15 protein-coding genes are annotated in these 16,421 nt (G+C 61.3%); 7 read left to right on the top strand and 8 right to left on the bottom strand.

Going from position 1 to position 16,421, the window contains the following annotated elements:
- Positions 1 to 94 precede the first annotated feature (94 nt).
- From aepX to AC1DNW_RS13345, 7 genes are read left to right on the top strand one after another with little or no spacing between them, the layout of a single operon-like run.
- The gene (gene aepX / locus AC1DNW_RS13375; protein WP_477853099.1) at positions 95 to 1,015 is read left to right on the top strand and encodes a phosphoenolpyruvate mutase; all 921 of its coding nucleotides are present in this window, start codon (positions 95 to 97) and stop codon (positions 1,013 to 1,015) included.
- Positions 1,016 to 1,068: 53 nt separating this feature from the next.
- The gene (locus tag AC1DNW_RS13370) at positions 1,069 to 2,277 is read left to right on the top strand and encodes a pyridoxal phosphate-dependent aminotransferase (RefSeq protein WP_477853097.1); all 1,209 of its coding nucleotides are present in this window, start codon (positions 1,069 to 1,071) and stop codon (positions 2,275 to 2,277) included.
- Positions 2,278 to 2,302: 25 nt separating this feature from the next.
- Positions 2,303 to 3,118: a phosphocholine cytidylyltransferase family protein gene (locus AC1DNW_RS13365; RefSeq protein WP_477853096.1), complete on the top strand. Its 816-nt coding sequence runs from the start codon at positions 2,303 to 2,305 to the stop codon at positions 3,116 to 3,118.
- A complete protein-coding gene (locus tag AC1DNW_RS13360) occupies positions 3,115 to 3,735 on the top strand; it encodes a CDP-alcohol phosphatidyltransferase family protein (RefSeq protein ID WP_477853094.1) in 621 nt (206 codons plus the stop codon). The genes AC1DNW_RS13365 and AC1DNW_RS13360 overlap by 4 nt, the downstream gene beginning before the upstream one ends.
- A gap of 45 nt (positions 3,736 to 3,780) precedes the next feature.
- Positions 3,781 to 4,920: an aminotransferase-like domain-containing protein gene (locus tag AC1DNW_RS13355; protein WP_477853092.1), complete on the top strand. Its 1,140-nt coding sequence runs from the start codon at positions 3,781 to 3,783 to the stop codon at positions 4,918 to 4,920.
- A gap of 58 nt (positions 4,921 to 4,978) precedes the next feature.
- The gene (locus AC1DNW_RS13350; protein WP_477853091.1) at positions 4,979 to 5,482 is read left to right on the top strand and encodes a GNAT family N-acetyltransferase; all 504 of its coding nucleotides are present in this window, start codon (positions 4,979 to 4,981) and stop codon (positions 5,480 to 5,482) included.
- Entirely contained in the window at positions 5,469 to 6,713 is a 1,245-nt protein-coding gene (locus tag AC1DNW_RS13345) for an MFS transporter (RefSeq protein ID WP_477853090.1), read from the top strand. Before AC1DNW_RS13350 ends, AC1DNW_RS13345 begins: the two co-directional genes overlap by 14 nt.
- A 58-nt stretch (positions 6,714 to 6,771) precedes the next feature.
- Here AC1DNW_RS13345 and AC1DNW_RS13340 read toward each other — a convergent pair whose 3' ends face one another.
- From AC1DNW_RS13340 to AC1DNW_RS13305, 8 genes are all read right to left on the bottom strand, one after another.
- Positions 6,772 to 8,778: an alpha/beta hydrolase domain-containing protein gene (locus AC1DNW_RS13340; protein ID WP_477853089.1), complete on the bottom strand. Its 2,007-nt coding sequence runs from the start codon at positions 8,776 to 8,778 to the stop codon at positions 6,772 to 6,774.
- 65 nt (positions 8,779 to 8,843) lie between these two features.
- A complete protein-coding gene (locus AC1DNW_RS13335) occupies positions 8,844 to 9,311 on the bottom strand; it encodes an MBL fold metallo-hydrolase (protein WP_477853088.1) in 468 nt (155 codons plus the stop codon).
- On the bottom strand, positions 9,308 to 10,447 hold the full coding sequence (locus tag AC1DNW_RS13330; protein WP_477853086.1) for an aminotransferase-like domain-containing protein: 1,140 nt from the start codon (positions 10,445 to 10,447) through the stop codon (positions 9,308 to 9,310). Before AC1DNW_RS13330 ends, AC1DNW_RS13335 begins: the two co-directional genes overlap by 4 nt.
- A 59-nt stretch (positions 10,448 to 10,506) precedes the next feature.
- Positions 10,507 to 11,787, bottom strand: a complete 1,281-nt coding sequence (locus AC1DNW_RS13325) for an extracellular solute-binding protein (protein WP_477853084.1) — start codon at positions 11,785 to 11,787, stop codon at positions 10,507 to 10,509.
- 30 nt (positions 11,788 to 11,817) lie between these two features.
- Positions 11,818 to 12,702, bottom strand: a complete 885-nt coding sequence (locus AC1DNW_RS13320; RefSeq protein WP_477853083.1) for a carbohydrate ABC transporter permease — start codon at positions 12,700 to 12,702, stop codon at positions 11,818 to 11,820.
- Positions 12,699 to 13,682 (bottom strand): carbohydrate ABC transporter permease, encoded by a 984-nt coding sequence (locus tag AC1DNW_RS13315; RefSeq protein ID WP_477853082.1) that lies wholly within the window; start codon positions 13,680 to 13,682, stop codon positions 12,699 to 12,701. Before AC1DNW_RS13315 ends, AC1DNW_RS13320 begins: the two co-directional genes overlap by 4 nt.
- A complete protein-coding gene (locus AC1DNW_RS13310; RefSeq protein WP_477853080.1) occupies positions 13,682 to 14,878 on the bottom strand; it encodes an ABC transporter ATP-binding protein in 1,197 nt (398 codons plus the stop codon). The genes AC1DNW_RS13315 and AC1DNW_RS13310 overlap by 1 nt, the downstream gene beginning before the upstream one ends.
- Positions 14,878 to 16,401: an alkaline phosphatase family protein gene (locus AC1DNW_RS13305; RefSeq protein WP_477853079.1), complete on the bottom strand. Its 1,524-nt coding sequence runs from the start codon at positions 16,399 to 16,401 to the stop codon at positions 14,878 to 14,880. The genes AC1DNW_RS13310 and AC1DNW_RS13305 overlap by 1 nt, the downstream gene beginning before the upstream one ends.
- Positions 16,402 to 16,421: the final 20 nt, after the last annotated feature.

Here is a 16,421-nt window from a genome sequence, read left to right as displayed (position 1 = left end):
CGATATAATGAAATATATCTCATTTATTTCTGAGTATATCCTTGCAATGCCGCCGCAATTCATTGAGCCTGATGTTTATGAAGGAGGCATGACAATGAACAAAGCAATTTCGTTTCCGATAAATGCTGAAGCCTTGCCGGTGAACACCTCATCGACAACCCTTCGCGAACTCGTTCTTTCCCACGATCTATCCTTCCTGATGGAGGCCCATGACGGGCTTTCGGCGGCTATCGCTKCCCGAGCCGGCTTCAAAGGCCTATGGGCTTCGGGGCTCTCCATCTCGTCTGCACTCGGTTACCGTGACGCCAACGAAGCAAGCTGGACACAAGTCGTCGATGTCGTCGAACATATGGTCGATACGAGCAATGTCCCGATCCTCGTCGACGGCGATAGCGGCTTCGGCAATTTCAACAATGCCCGGCTGCTCGCCAAGAAGCTCGAACAGCGCGGCGCCTCTGGCGTGGCGATCGAGGACAAGGGCTTCCCGAAGATGAATTCTTTCGTCGGAGACAGGCATCCTTTGGCCGATATCGACGAATTCTGTGGTCGACTGAAAGCCGTGAAGGATACGACAGGCCCGAATTTCGTCCTTGTCGCCCGTATCGAGGCGCTGATTGCCGGCCATGGTCTGGACGAAGCTCTGACAAGGGCTCATGCCTACGCAAAGGCGGGCGCCGACGCCATCCTCATCCACTCCCGCAAGGCGGTTGCCGATGAGATCCTCGCCTTCGCCAAGGAATGGGACAATCGGCTGCCTGTCGTCATCGTGCCTACCAAATACTATCGGACACCCGTGTCTGCCTACCGCATGGCGGGTATTTCAACGGTCATCTGGGCCAACCACACGATGCGGGCGGCGATTGCCGGCATGCGTGACATCTGTGCCCGTATCCAGGCGGAAGAAGGCATTGCCGGGATCGAGGACCAGGTTGCGGGGCTTGAAGAACTTTTCGGCCTGATCGGCTACGACGAACTGGCTCAGGCAGAAGAAGAGTATTTGCCGAAGACCGCCTAGCGGTGGCCGACACGATATAAATCCAGAGAAACATTAGAAGTGGAGGAGCGCACATGCTTGCGCAACGGATGTCCATGCTTTCCGGTTCGGGAACCGCTGCCGCCCGCGAGGCCGCCAAAATTGCCGCCGCAGCCGGTCGCAAGATCGTCGATCTTGCCGCCGGTGAAGTCATCATCGATCCGCCGGCCTCGGTTCGCGAAGGTGCGATCGCCGCCATCAACGCGGGTACGAACCGCTACACAGATTCCATTGGCCTTTCCCCGCTTCGCAAGGCGATCGCCGAGAAACTGTCGCTCCAAACCGGGATCGGCTGGACGACGGACGATGTTGTCATCACTGCGGGAGCAAAGCAGGGTCTGCTCGATGCAGCGCTTGCCGTACTCGATCCGGGCGACGAGGTCATCATCGTCAGCCCCTGCTGGCCAACCTTTCCCTCGCAGGTCCTTCTCKCTGGGGCGACACCTGTCTTCGTTGAGGCCCGCCCGCCGAACTATATCCCCGAGATAAACGCCATTCGGGCAGCCGTCACGCCGCGGACAAAAGCGATCATCGTCAATTCGCCGAACAATCCGACCGGCGCCGTCTATGACCGTGCAACGCTGCAAGCGATCGGCGACATTGCGATCAACTACCAGCTTTGGATCATCTCGGACGAATGCTATTCGAGCTTCGTCTTCAATGGTGAGCGTCACCTGTCGATCGTCATGGCGCATTCGGGCGTGCGGTCGCGCACGATCCTGGTCAATGCCTTCTCCAAGGAGCTGGCGATCACCGGATGGCGGCTCGGCTATTTCGCTGCTCCCCCCGAAATCGTCTCGGCCGCCAAGAAGCTGCAGAGCCATACGACATCGAACGCCAATGTGATCGTCCAGCATGCGATCCTGCATCACCTGCAGGTCGGTGACGGCGCCTTCGAGAAGGCCATGCACCGGCGGCTGTCGGATGCGCGGGCGATGGGCCTGCGCATCCTTTCCGGCTTGAGACAGGTCGCCCCGCCGCGCGCCGAAGGTTCCTTCTTCTTCTATCTCGATCTTGCACCGCTGCTCACCTCCCTACCGAAGACCGGACCAGTGCGGACGACGGAGGATATTGCGCGGCTCCTGTTGGAACAAACCGGCGTCGGATCGGTGTCCGGCGAAAGTTTCGGTGATCCGAACGGGCTGCGGTTTTCCTTCGGCGCACCGCCGGACCAGCTGGAACAGGCGCTCCACAAAGTCGTCGAAACCTTGAACAGCCTCACGTCGGGCCAGGTCGCCGCCTAACCGATCCACACACAGGAGATAAGCCATGCTCAACGATACGCGTGCCGTCATCCTCGCCGCCGGCATGGGGTCGCGCCTGCGCCCCTACACGGATTTCGTTCCCAAGCCCCTCGTCGAGGTCAATGGGGTACCGATGCTGCACAACGCCCTGCATCAGCTTTCAGAACTCGGGATCCGGGAGGCGACTATCGTCGTCGGCTACCGCAAGGAAGCGATCGAGCAGTCCTGTGGCACGCGGTTCGAGGAGGTCGATATCGACTATGTCCACAATCCGATCTTCGATCGCACCGGCAGTGCCTATTCGCTCTGGCTGGCGCGCGATATGCTGCTTGCCGGCAACAGCGTTTTCCTGGAAGGCGACGTCTTTTTCGAACGAGAAGTTCTCGAGCGCACATTGCGCTCGATATCGCCAATTCGGGCAAGCGTGGCGGCGGTCGCCTCGTTCACCGATGCGATGAGCGGCTCTGCCGTCGACCTTACCGAGGACGGCAGCATTGCGACCTTCGTCATGAACCAGACGCCACAGGAAGCCAGAGCGGCAGGTCTCTTCAAGACGATCAACGTTACCCGCTTTTCGGCCGGTGCCCTGCGCGAGCAAGTCGTTCCGGCGCTGCATCGGGCGGTCGAGAGCGGTCACCGGACGGCCTATGTCGAGCAGATCCTTTCTCTTCTGGTCGAAAGCCGGACGCTGACGCTTCATGCCGCCGATTGCAGTGACACGCGCTGGTTCGAGATCGACAGCGAGATCGACTTGCGCCTCGCCGAAGAGATATTCGCGCTTCCGCCATCCCTTTCTCCCCATGCCCAGTCATCGCGACAGGCCGCGGGGGCAAGGCGATGATCGGCTATCTTCGCGACTACGCCAACGCCCTCACGGCGCTTGCCTATCTGTTTGCCGTCCTGGGCCTGTTTTTGGCCTTCAATGGCAGGATCGAACTTGGCGTTGCCGCCATGCTGTGGACCTGGTTTCTCGATCACTGGGACGGACATGTCGCACGCAAGACGAGTCACCTGCGCCGGCCGGGGGTTGCGGATTTCGGCAAAAGCTTCGACGGATTTGCCGATTTCATCCACGGCGTGGTTTTTCCGGCAGCCGTCATCATTCTCGTCGGCCAGGGCTCAGCACTCTCCTTGATCGCAAGCCTGATTCTGGTCCTCGCCGGCGCTATCAGGCTCAGCTACTTCGAGAATGTCGGCCTGTCGGCCGACGGGCGTTTTGCCGGACTTCCGGTATCCTACGACACCCCGCTGCTCGCGCTCCTTTTCCTGGTCCGCCCGGGCATGCCGAAAGAGCAGTTTCCGGCCGCTGTCGCCGGGCTCTTCATCATCCTGGCGATCATGCATGTAACGACCGCGATCCGCGTTCCGGCGATCCGCGGAGCGGCGGTTCCTATCGCAACGGTCGCCGCCATCGCGGCATCGGTTGCGCTCGTCGCAAAGGCAATAACCGAAGCTTGAACAGGCGCCTGACGGGAACCGCCCGGTGTCTCAAGGAGGAAAACGATGGACGATCTCTCAAAGGTTAAGAGCGCTGGCCAAAGCCTCGACCCACCGATCGATTTCGGGCGAAACTTCCCGCCGCCGAGCCCGCTGGTGGAAGCAGCCATCGCGCAATCATTTGCCCATCTGCAGAAGTCGGACATCGCCGGAGCCATTCGCTTTCCGCGTTTCGCCGGTACTGAGACGGATCGTCGCGCCGGCGCCGCCTGGCTCGCCCGGCGCCTTGGCTCCATTCCGCAACCCGACCGGGTCGTCCTTGCCAACGGCTCGCAGAGCATTCTTGCCATGCTGCTCGCCCGCTACGTCAAGCCGGGCGGAACACTGTTGACGGAAGCGCTTACCTATCCGGCGATCAAACCGTTGTCGGCTCTGTTTGACATAGGGCTGCACGGGGTTGCAATCGACGACGAAGGCCTCGTGCCCGATAGCCTTGACGAGGCGTGCCGACGCCTGCACGGCAATGCCAGAGCGCTCTATTGCATGCCGACCTTTCACAATCCGACATCGGCGACGATGTCGGCGAAGCGACGGCAGGACATCGCGGCAATCGCACGCCGCCATGACCTGGCGATTTTCGAGGACGACATATATGGCGTGCTGCCGGAAGATGCGCCGCTCCCGCTTGCAACATTTGCGCCCGAGCGCAGCTGGTACTTCAGCGGGCTGAGCAAATCGCTCGCCTCGCAACTGCGTGTCGCCTACATGCTCGCTCCGAGCAAAACACTTGCTGACGCAACCTTCTGGCCCGGTGTGCGCACCACCAACTGGATGGTTGCGCCGCTCGTTGCGGAGATCGCCTCGCACTGGCTTTCCACAGCGATCGCAAGCGAGATCCTTGAAACCGTCAGGGCCGAGACGGTCAGACGAAAATCACTGGCCGCATCGCGCCTGCCGGGCCAGCCGATCGACCCCGACAATCTCAACTATCATCTGTGGCTGGACGTGCCCGCGCAGGTGAGTCTCTCCGAGTTCTGCGAAGGTGCCCTCAAGGCAGGTGTCGTCGTAGGGGCAGGCGACAGTTTCGCAGTCGACAGCGACAGGGGCGATCGAAAATTTCGCATCGGTCTGGGCGTGCCTGCAGATCATTGCGCCCTCATCCGCGGCCTTGACACAGTCGCCTCCTTTTTCCGCACAAACACGTAAAGGCAGCCCGCCCATCTCGACCTTGCTGCAACGCAGGCAAATCAGAAGGAATACGCAGATGCCGTTTTCAATCAGTCAGACGACGCTGGACAAGGTCCTCTCTCATCGCCACAGGCTCCTGCGGCCCGAAACCGTCGGACCGGATGAACCCTTTGCGTTCAAGTTGACGTCAGCCGACATGTCGGAGACCGCCGTTCACCTCATCGCCACGACCGGCGAGCAGGTGCTCGGGATCCTGTCGGCGGGGCCGGAGCCCTGCCCCTTCAAACCCTGCGACAACAGCTGGCGACTGCGGGGCTTTGCAGTCGACAAGAAGATGCGACGGCAAGGCATTGGGGCGGCGCTCGTGCGAACCATCATCTTGAAGGCGCATCAACAGGGCGCAAGCGCAGTCTGGGGCAATCCGCGTGTTATCGGCGCACTCGATACCTATCGGCATTTCGGTTTCGAGACCGTCGGCGAGCAGTATGAGATCGCTCCCTTCGGGCTTCACCAGAACGCGATCTGCCCGATAACGGAGGACCTGCTTTCGTCTCTGAGCGCGACAAATGCCGCTGCATAGGCTGAGTTGCCTGTCGTCACTGGAAAATCCCGTCTTCCGGCGGCTCTGGCTTGCGCATCAGGCGTCGAACTTCGCCGAACTCACGCAGCTTTCCGGGGCGGCCTGGATCATGACCACACTGACGAACTCGAACAGCATGGTGGCGCTGGTTCAAACCGCTGCTGCGGCGCCCGTCATGCTGCTCTCGCTCGTCAGTGGCGCCATGGCCGATACCTACGATCGGCGCCGTATCATGATTGCGGCAAAGGCTGCGATGCTTGCGGCGTCCCTCGCCATGGTCGGCCTTATCACTTTCGGCTGGATGCATGCCTATGCACTGCTGTTTTTCGTCTTCACGATCAGTGCAGGGGCAGCCCTTTACCTGCAGTCCTGGCAGGCAACGATCGGATCCCTCGTCTCGAGGCAGGCCCTGCCAAGCGCCGTCGTGCTGAACTCGACCGGCATCAACCTCAATCGGTCGATCGCGCCGTCGCTCAGCGGACTGACATTTGCAACGATTGGCGCCTTTGCTCCCTTCCTCGTCAGCATTGTCGGAAACGCCGTCCTCATCTATGCACTGGCCATCTGGCGCGGCTCGCCGGCGCCGGCTCGCGCCRCGGAGAAGAACCTCGGCAGGGCAATCCTCGTGGGTGTCGCCTATCTGAACTCCTCGACCGAACATCGCAGCATCACCGCGCGGGCATTTCTCTTCGGCACCGGTGCAAGCTCGATCAACGCGCTCCTGCCAGTTTTGTCGGCCAGCGTTCTGGACCTCGATTCCCTCGGCTTCGGCCTTCTGTCCTGCGCTTTTGGTTTCGGTGCGCTGCTCGCCGCCCTGCTCCTTGGCAATATCCAGACGAAGTTCGGCTTCGAACGAATGCTTCTTGCCTCGTCCGCCGGCTCAATTCTCGGCACCCTTGTGCTGGCCGGAACGGCAAATATCGGTCTGGTTTCGCTCGCRGTGGCTTTGACCGGGGCCTGTTGGTTCTTGAGCTTCTCCTCTTTGAAGATTGCCACCCAGCTTCTGTCTGCGCGTCACGTCACCGGACGGATGCTGTCGATCTTTCATACGGTCGTGTTCTCCGGAATCGCGCTTGGCGGCCTCCTCTGGGGCGTGGCGGCCGAATATCTCAATGTCACTTGCGCGCTCGTCGCATCGTGCATTGTGCTGGCTGTCGGCATGCTGGTCGGCTTCCGGTTTCCCGTAAGATCCCGATTCGACGATCCGGCGCTCGCAGAAGGGAATGGCTGAAGGCGACACGGTCGCCGCCCGTCATTGCGCGGTCGGTGGCGAGGCGAAACGACAGGGATCAGGCGTGCGGCAGCCTGACATCGGTGCGCGGTCTGCCCCAGTCGGCAGCCCTGTCGACCACCCGCTCGATATCCTCATCTAGCATCAGACGTGCTTCGACGAGACGCTCGGCCACCCTTCGGATCTCTCCCACATAGGCGTCCGCAGAACCATAGCGCTCCAGAACCGATGGTCGGGGATCGCGTGTCATGCGCCTTTCGTCGGGGGTGTCTGCAAAGGGTATATAGCTTCCCTTGGTGCCCCAGCTGATGGCGCCATGGCCATAACCGCGCCTCAGCAGGTTCCAGCCTGTATAGGTTCCGAGCGGCGCGGCAGCCATCGGCGCCTTGACGCCGTCGCACTCGTTGCCGTCCCCGTCGACCTTCGGAAGGAGAACGGTATAGCCGGAATGATCGATGATGGCGGGCGGAAAGACCGAGAACATGCCTTCGGAGGCCTTGGGTCCGAAATCCATCAGCGGCAGGTCGAGGGGCCCTTCCGGCACGATCTGGCCAGGAATTGCCGGAAACTGATCGGCCCATTGGGCATGATCGACAAGCGTGCCGGAGGCCCGGGTGGGATGAACCGAGTTCGGCGGAAGCTCGCCGCGCGACGCCCAGGCATCGAGTGCATCGAGCGCTGCCCTGAAGAAGGGCGAGGTATAGACATTGTTGATAAGGTTCATCACGTCCGGCGGCTGTTTCGGCGAGACGAGCCTCGGATTGGCAGAATGCTGGGAACTTGCCCAATGATAGATCCGCACGGTGTCGGGCTGGGCGAGATCCTCGCCCCTCGTGGTCGTGTGTACGAGCGAGCCGCGCCGCTGCCAGTATTCCGTCGACGTGTGCGTGTGAATGACCAGGGGGTCGGTGTCGGGTCGTTTGAGGATCGCGTCCGTATTCCCCGTCAAGTGATCGGTCGTCTCGGCATAGGAGAAGGGAAAGCAATCCCCATAGTAAAAGCGGTGCTGGTAGGCGCCGCCGCTTGGAGAGAAGATGTTGGCGAAGCGACGGTTCATCCGCACAGTTCCTGCACCGGAGACATGCGGCATGATACCGTCGAACACGCGCCGCCCTTGGCTATCGCCGTTGAAACCATGATAGATAAAGTCGCGCAGGAAGCGTCCCGTCTGCGACCGTCCCCAGGCATAGGCCTTGTCGATCTGGCCAAGCGGATTGGGCCCGCCGGACGAACCCTGCCCGCCGTACCTGACATGGCTGACAAGGTCGCGAAGTGCGACATAGCCGAGGCCGAGGACAAGAGGGTCTTTTGCTACATAGATCAATTCATAGATCCAGCCGGGCTCGAATCCGTCCTGCAGGTAGAGGTCGGTTGGAGAGGAAATGACAGAACCGTCCGTGTCTTCGACGCGGGCGAAGCGCCATGCGTCCGGACCGATCGCGAGGCGTTCGCTGTGGGGATATTGTCGCCGCGTCAACCGCGCCTGGCGCGTATCCAGAGAGGTTGTCGGATAGCAATGCGCATCGCGCCGGCCGGACAGCGGAATGGAGTGAACTCCCGGCTTGTCCACCGTATAGTCCTGCAGAACCGTGCCGCTGATAACCTCTCCGTTCCTGGTCGCCACCGGCACATCGAGGACCGCGCGGCCGTTTCCCGGCAAAATGTCGCCCTGCCAGGCGCTCCACAGAATCGCGTAGCCGCGCCGGAATAAGAAGCCATTGCCGGCGTGATCGAGGCTCGTCGGATCGTTGCTGGCGGGCGCGTCGTTGAAGAACTGCAGCGAGCGCATGTTGCCGCGATTGCCGCAGTCGTAAAGGAGCCTCCGGTTTGCCTTGTCGGCGTCCGCCGGCTTCAGGATCAGGAAGTCGGCTGCAATGTCGACCTGGCCCCTGTCGTTGCGCGGCGCATGCTCAAGGTCGAGGATTGTCGATTGCGCCTGAGCGCTCGGATCGACTGCAATATGCGCGCGCCCGCGAAGCCGTCGATAGGGGCCGATTTCGCCGAAACGATAACCATCGGCGAAATCGGTCTCTTCCTGTATCTCTATCTGTATCTGACTGTTCATCTGTCATGCCTGTCGTTTCACGATGAGCACCCTGTCCGCTGCGGCAGCGCGCGACTTTGGGTGGGCTATTGATCAACCAGTCGAACAGATCCATCGGCACCGATCTCGATCCATTCGCCCGGATTCATGACGAGGGTCTTTGGAACCGCCGCGCCTCTCGCTTTGACCTTGTCCATCTCGGCGAGAAGTTCGCCGACGAGCGGGCTTTCCGGATCCGTGTAGCGGCAAGGCAGGACGGTTTTCAAACCTAGCCATTGGGCAGCCATGCCCCCTTCGCGCGGTGACAGGTCCGTCAAAAGCTTCGTGCCTGGCGTCGCCGGCGAAATGACGCTTTGCGGAGTGGCGATGGCGAGCGAGCCGATGGTCGGTCCGCAGAGTTCGCCCTGCAGCTTCATATCCGTGAAGAGCGAAGTATCGCCCGAATGATACAGATGTATGTCGTTGTCGAGCGTGATCGCATAGGCAAGCGGGATGCCGGATTCAGCGTCGAGATCAATGTCGGTCCGGATCGAACGCTTCTGCACCGTCGTCATCGCCCGTAAACCTCGACAATGGCATCCAGGCCCCTTTCGAATGCTGCGCGATCGGGAGCCGTGCCGGTGCCGAAGCGGATCGCATTTGGCGCAGTCGTCGTGCCGAAGAAGTAGGTGTCGCTGGTGCTGATCTCTATACCGCGAGCAAGGACGCCGCCGGCAAACTGCTCGCGCGGGCGGTCGGTAGGCAGCGTGAGCCAGACCTGTAAGCCCTCGGGGAGTGCGCGCGGATTTGCGTGCGCGAGCTTGTCGGTGACCAGCGATTGTCTTGCGCGCGTTTCGGCGCGCACAGCTTGGATGATCGCTTCGGCACTGCCATTGGCGACCAGTTCCGACATCACAGCAACATTGATCGGCGCGGTCATCCAATAGGTGGCACGCACACCCGGCCAGAAACGCGCCCGGGCCGCCTCGGCGCTCGGCGCTACGACATAAGCGACTTTGAGCGCTGCCGCCATGGCTTTGGCGGTACCGAGGATGTACCAGGAGATTTCCGGCGCATAGGACGACAGGGGTGGCGGCAGATCCGTTGGCAGCAGGCTGTAGATATCGTCCTCGATGATGGCTACGCCGTATCGGCGCGAGATGGCAGCAACCGCCATGCGGCGCTCGGCGCTCATGATTGCCGTCGTCGGATTCTGTAGGCTCGGCATTGCATAATAGGCCGAGACGCGATGCGCCCTGCACATTGCCTCATAGGCGTCGGGGATGATCCCCTCCCCGTCCATGGGGATGGCGCAGAGCCCAATTCCGAACATGTCGGCAAATTGCTTCATGGTCGGATAGCTGAGCTCCTCGATCGCAAGCAGTCCACCGCGGCCGACAAGACCAGCGATCAGCATGGTGAGTGCGCTCTGAGTGCCGTTCGTAACGATGATGCGGTCGGCATCCGGCGCCTGCGGGAGGCGTCTGGCGACGAAATCACGCCCGGCCAGCCGATCGTGCTCGGCGCCGCGAAACTGGTGCGCTCCGACCAGGTCGTTGGCCGGCTTCTGGGCAAGCACGGCAGCAACGGCATCGCGATAGGCACCGTCGAAGACGTGAGGCACTTTCGGCGGCAGATTGCCGCTCATATTGAGGATATGGGGCGGTCGATCGGCAAAGACTGCCGCTGCCGCAAGATCGGTTCTGATCATGAGATTGTTTCCGAACGAATGGGGGAAGGGTCGGCGGCCCGAAGACCGCCGATAGAGGCTCAGGCCGACTTGAGCAGTTCCCGGGCCGTTGATGCCATGGTCGCAAGAGCCTGCTTGGCCGTCTCCTGATGGACAACGACGCCGCGCATTTCCGCAGCGATCATGTCGGTGATCTTGACCGTGTTGGCGGATGGGAAGGAGAACTGGTCGCCGGTGATCGCCAGCTGTTCGACGATCGCCCGATGATAGGGGTTGATCGAAAGATACTGCTTGAGGAATTTAGGATCCTTGAGCGCCAGAATGTTGACCGGCATATAGCCGGTATTCTTKGCAAGGATCATCTGGCCCTTCGGACCGGCGGCAAATTTCATGAACCGCCACAGCGCCTCCTGCTTATGAGCATCCTTGGCAAACATCATGAAGCCGTGCCCCGCACCGACGAGGCGTCCCTCGGCACTCGGAACAGGAAGCAATCCGACCTGCAGTTCKAAATGTCCCTTCGCCGCCTTGGCAACAGAGGTCGTACCGCTGGCAGAGCGCACAAGCATGCCCATGGAGCCGGCATTGAATGCCTGACGAGCCTGGTCGCGGGTCATGTCGACCGTGCTGGTATCGCCGAAGCGCGACAGGACGTCCAACGCCGCCTGTCCCTCGGGACCGTCGAAGGCAATGTCGCTTTGTTCGGGATTCATCATGCGGCCGCCATGCGTGGCAACGAGATTCTGGAACATCCAGGCATTCGTCGCGTCATATTCAAAATAGCCGCCGCTGATCTTGGGGTCGATCGTTGCGACCTTCTTGCCGATCGCGATGATCTCGTCCCATGTCGCGGGCGGCGTAGCCGCGGAATATCCGGCCCGGTGCAGGAGATCCATGTTGTAGTAGATGACCGGTATCGTTGTCCCGAAGGGGATGGCATAGATGTGGCCACGGGAAGACGATCCCTCGACGAGGGCTTGCGACAGGCCGAGCGCCGCGAGTTGGCTGACGCCGCCGGACAGATCGTCGAGAGGCTGGGCGACCGTGTTTTTCGCCAAGAGCGTCGTATAGGTGAGCGATTGCCAGGTGCCATCGGGCAGGTCGCCGACGATTGCGCCGCGCAAGGTGCTCTGAAGAAGCGTATCCCAGTCTGCAGCGCTCTCGACGAAGCTCACCGAGACGTCCGGATTTTCCATGGTGAATTGCTGGCCAAGCTGATTGAGCATGTCCGTATAGCTCGAAGCGCTGACCGCGATCGTGAGCTTCATCGGATCGGACGCGCGGGAAAGTGCCGGCACGGTCATTGCCGAAGCGACGGCAATGCCGCCGAGCAGGAATTCTCTGCGTGAAGGATTCATCATGTCATTGCCTCTGCGGTTGGTGGTTTGACTTTATTTCACGGCGCCCCCCGCCAATCCTTCCAGGAACCATCGCTGGGCCGAGAGGAAGGCGACGAGAAGCGGAAGGACGACGAGAGTGGAGGCGGCCATCAGCGGGCCGTAATCGTTGCCGGCCTCCTCATTCTTGAAGGTCATGATGCCGAGCGACGGCGGCATGAGGTTTTCGTCGCGGACGGCGATCAGCGGCCAGAAGAGATCGTTCCAGTGCGAGACGATTGAGAAGATCGAGAAGGCGATGACGGCCGGTAGAGCCATCGGAACCATGATCCTCCAGACGATTGCGAGTTCGGACAGTCCGTCGAGCCTTGCGGCGTGGACGAYGTCGTCGGGAATTGCCTTGAAGAACTGCCGGAACAGAAAGATGCCGAAGGGCGATACGACGAAGGGAAAGACCAAAGCCCCATAGGTGTTGAGGATCCCGATCTGATAGCCGAGAATGAAGAGCGGCAGTGCCAGGACCTGATGGGGGATCAAGAGGCCGACCAGAACGAGCGCAAACAGCGTGTCCCGGCCGCGGAATTCGAGTTTGGCCAGAGCATAGGCACAGGGCGCGCAGACGAGGATCTGCAACACAAGGATGGCGACGCACACGACAAGGCCGTTCAGCATGTAGTGCGGCAGCGGCGCCTCCGTTATGGCGCGGCTGTAGTTTTCAAACGCATACCAGTGTTCGGGCAGGAACCGGAACGATGCGCGGAAGATTTCGCCTGGCGGCTTCAGCGACAGGCTGATCATCCAGACGAAGGGTACCATCATGAGCGCGCTCGTTGTCAGCAGGAGTGTGTGCCGCGCAATTGCGGCGGGCGCCGAGAGGCCTCGGGGTGCGGGTGCGGTCCGCTTGGCAGATCTGCCGGCAACGAAGGATGCAGCGCTCATTGGTAGTGCACTTTCTTGTCGATTGTGCGGACCTGAACAAGGGTCAGCGCCATGACGATGACGAGGAAGATGATGGTGACCGACGCGCCGTAACCGGTGCGCAGATATTCGAAGCTCTCGCGATAAAGCGTGTAGAGCAGGACCTCCGAGGCGTGGCCCGGGCCGCCCTGGGTCAAAATCTGAACGGTGTCGAAGGATTCAAAGGCCCTGAGCGCAACCACGATGACGACGAACATGGTCACCGGTCCGAGCATGGGCAGTGTTACGGTCCGCATCCTGTCGAGCCAGAGATCGGCCCCATCGATATCGGCGGCGTCGTAAAGATCCTGTGGAATGGCTTTCAGGCCGGCAAGAAACAGCACCATCGCGAAACCGAGATTCTGCCAGATGCCGATCGCAGCGAGGACGGGCAATACGGTGGCCTCGTCTCGGAGCCAGTTCGCCGTCGGCAGACCAAGGGCACCGAGGGTCTGGTTCACAAGTCCGATCGTCGGATGCAGAAGCGCCTCCCAGGCGATGGCCATGGCGGCGAGTGTCGCCATGAAGGGCAGGAAATGCAGGGCGCGATAAAAGGCCCGAAGCGATTTGCCGCTTTCGATCACAAGGGCGATCAGAAAGCCGAGGCCAACGGTGCCGGGAACGGTGATGAGGGCGTAAATCACCGTGTTCTTGAGAGACACCAGAAACCCCGGATCCGAAAAGACCTCCCGGAAATTGGCAAGGCCGACGAAGGAAAGCGAGGTTTGCCCGAAGCTCCAGTTGGTCAGCGCGATGACGAAGACCGAAAACACCGGCAGAATGAAGAGGACGAGAAGCAGGACGACGGCGGGCCCGGAAAGTGCATAGGCTGCGAGTGCTTCGGCAAATTTCTGCGCCCTTGCGGGCGACGGTGAGATCGGCGTCGCTTGAGCCGCGAGGCTCTGCAGGGGATTTTCCAGCGGTTCCGGCAATCCGTTCTTCGACGGTTCAAGCAAGGCCATCAGGCGTGCTCCCGAAACGGAATGACGGACGGCGGCGTTGTGCCGGGCAATGCAGCTCGGTCTTCAAGCATCGGCCGAATGCGCCGCCCGTCGCGTGCAAACAGCAGGATGCGATCAGCCCTGACGCCCAGATGCAGCGTGCGCCCCGGCTCGATCAGCGGCGCGCGCTCGGTCGACAGACGCGCGATGACAGGTTCGGACATGCCGGCGACGTCCAGATGGACGTAAAGATCCGAACCCATATGCTCGATGAGCCGTGCAGAACCGGTGATCGTGCCAGGGCCGCCGCGATCGGAAAGATAAAAAACTTCCGGACGGATGCCGAGCGTAAGCGCCGCCCCCATTGGTCGCATGGTCTCGACGGCCAGAACCGAGCCGGCGGCGTCCACAAGCCCCGCCTCGCGGACCACCGCTTCGATCATGTTGATCTTTGGCGAGCCGACAAATTCTGCGACGCGGCGATCGTCCGGATCGGCATAGATGGCCTGGGGCGGCGCCACCTGCAGAAGTTCGCCGTCGAGCATCACCGCCACGCGGTCCGACAGCGTCATCGCTTCAGCCTGGTCGTGCGTCACATAGACGAAGGTGACCCCCAGCCTGCGATGCAGTTCCTTGATCTCGGCGCGCATCTGCACACGCAGCTTCGCATCGAGATTGGAGAGCGGCTCGTCCATCAGGAAGACCGCAGGGTGGCGAACCATGGCGCGGCCGACGGCAACGCGCTGGCGCTGACCGCCCGAAAGCTGCCCCGGTTTTCTTGAGAGAAGATGGTCGATGCCGAGCGCGCTTGCGGTCCGCGCGATCTCCCCTTCGATTTCGCCGTCGATCCGGCCGGTCCCGGGAACGACCCGACCGATGAGCGGTAGCCGCTGCCAGGCGGAGAGCCTGCGCATGCGCAACGGCAGTGCCATGTTTTCGGCGACCGTCATGTGAGGATAGAGAGCGTAGGACTGGAACACCATCGCCACGTCGCGCCGGCTGGGGCGTAGGCCGTCGACCGGTCTGTCGCCGATCGTCACCGATCCTGCGTCCTGAGCTTCGAGGCCTGCCAGGATGCGCAACAATGTCGATTTCCCGCAGCCCGACGGACCGAGCAATGTTAGGAATTCCCCGTCGCGGATGCTGAGCGAGCAGGCGCGCAGAACGGCGGTCTGGCCGAAGGCCTTTGTGATTTGGTTGACGACGACCTCGGCCATTATGCCACTTCCTTTTCCAACGAATTCGAAGCGAAGGCCGCATTGAACGCCCATGCGCCATCGAGATAGTCGACACCGCCGACACGGGTTCTTTGGAGGCGCTGGACATATCCGTTCAGACCGGTCTCCAGGATTTGGGGCTTGCCGGGCGCGCAGATCTCCGCGGATGGGCTGCTCAACACTTCCTGCAAGGTCCTGCCCGTCATGCTTGCAGGCAGCGGCAGGCCGAGAACATGAAGAATGGTCGGGGCAATATCGCAAATACTGCTCGGAAGCGTTGAAACGCTTTGTCCGGATTTGAAGGCAGAGCCTGCGGCGAGGCAGACGGCGGCGAGCTCCTTGGGATGCAGTCCGCCATGGACGCCGAGACCCGGTCGCCGCATGTTGTCATAGTAGGTGCCCCCGATCAGCCCGAACGGATCGATGCCGTCATCGGCACGGAATGCGAAATAGACATCCGGCGCCCGCTCGTGTTCGGCAAAGACAAGGGAGCTTGCGAAGCTGCCGGGTGCCATGCCCTCCACGTCGTTCTTTGCCAATGTGAAGATCGGCCCGGCCCAGGGTTGCTGCGTCAGCACATCGACAAGGCGGCTCAGATGGGCGGGCGAGCGATCGCTCAGGTAGAGCGCGCCGACCTGTCCCGGGACGACGACGACATCGACACCATCAGCGGGTGCTATTCCCGGCGCAAAGCCGGCCTGCCTCAATGCATCCGCCACCACGACCCTTGTATGCGCGGTGACGTGGCCATGATCCGACAGGACGAGAAGCTGGACGCCCTCATCCCTGCCGCATGCCTCCCACCAGTCAAGCAGGCGACCGAATTCGGCATCGCAGTGCCGGATGATCTCCAGGGTTCTTGCCGAGGCGGTGCCATTGAAGTGCGAGGTCGTGTCGGGTTCGCCGTAGGAGACGATCGTCACGTCCAGCGCGTGTTTTGGCCAGATATGGTCGAGGAAGACCGTCGTGATGTAGGTCTGGCCCTCAAAATCCGGCTCGCCCTGTTCTGGCACTGGCGGTAGCGGCCCGAAGCGAGCTATGACCTCGTCGAAAACGTCGCCGGGCGTGCATGCCTCGGCGAAATGACCGGATATCCTGAGATGCCCGAACTCCTCCGCCTTGTGATGAAAGAAGCGCGTTGTGCCGGGCGTGTTGGTGGCAAGGACCGCGAGGCTCTTGCCGGCCTTGGCGAGGATCTCGCCCAAGGTCGGTGCCGTCATCAGCCTTCCGCCGCTTTCGCGGTTCAATCGATCGAGAAGGGCTGCATCGGCGGTATCGATGTAACGGTTCGGGTTTGTCGTCCGATCTACATATTTGTTGCCGACCATGCCGTGGCGATTCGGCGTGGTGCCGGTCACCAGGCTCGGGAAGGCGACGCGTGTTTCACTTGGGTAGACGGTTCGATGGGCATCGAGCGCAACGCCCATTTGTTTCAGGCGCGCGAGGTTGGGCGTCGTCTTGGGGTTGAGGAGATCAGGTCGAAGCCCATCGAAACTGACAATGAGAAATTGTAGGTTGCCCATTCACAAGTCACTCGCGTTGT

The organism is Rhizobium sp. 05L429 (assembly GCF_056397645.1).
The sequence above is the reverse complement of the archived record's forward strand: the minus strand, read 5'-3'. Positions and strand labels throughout refer to the sequence as shown.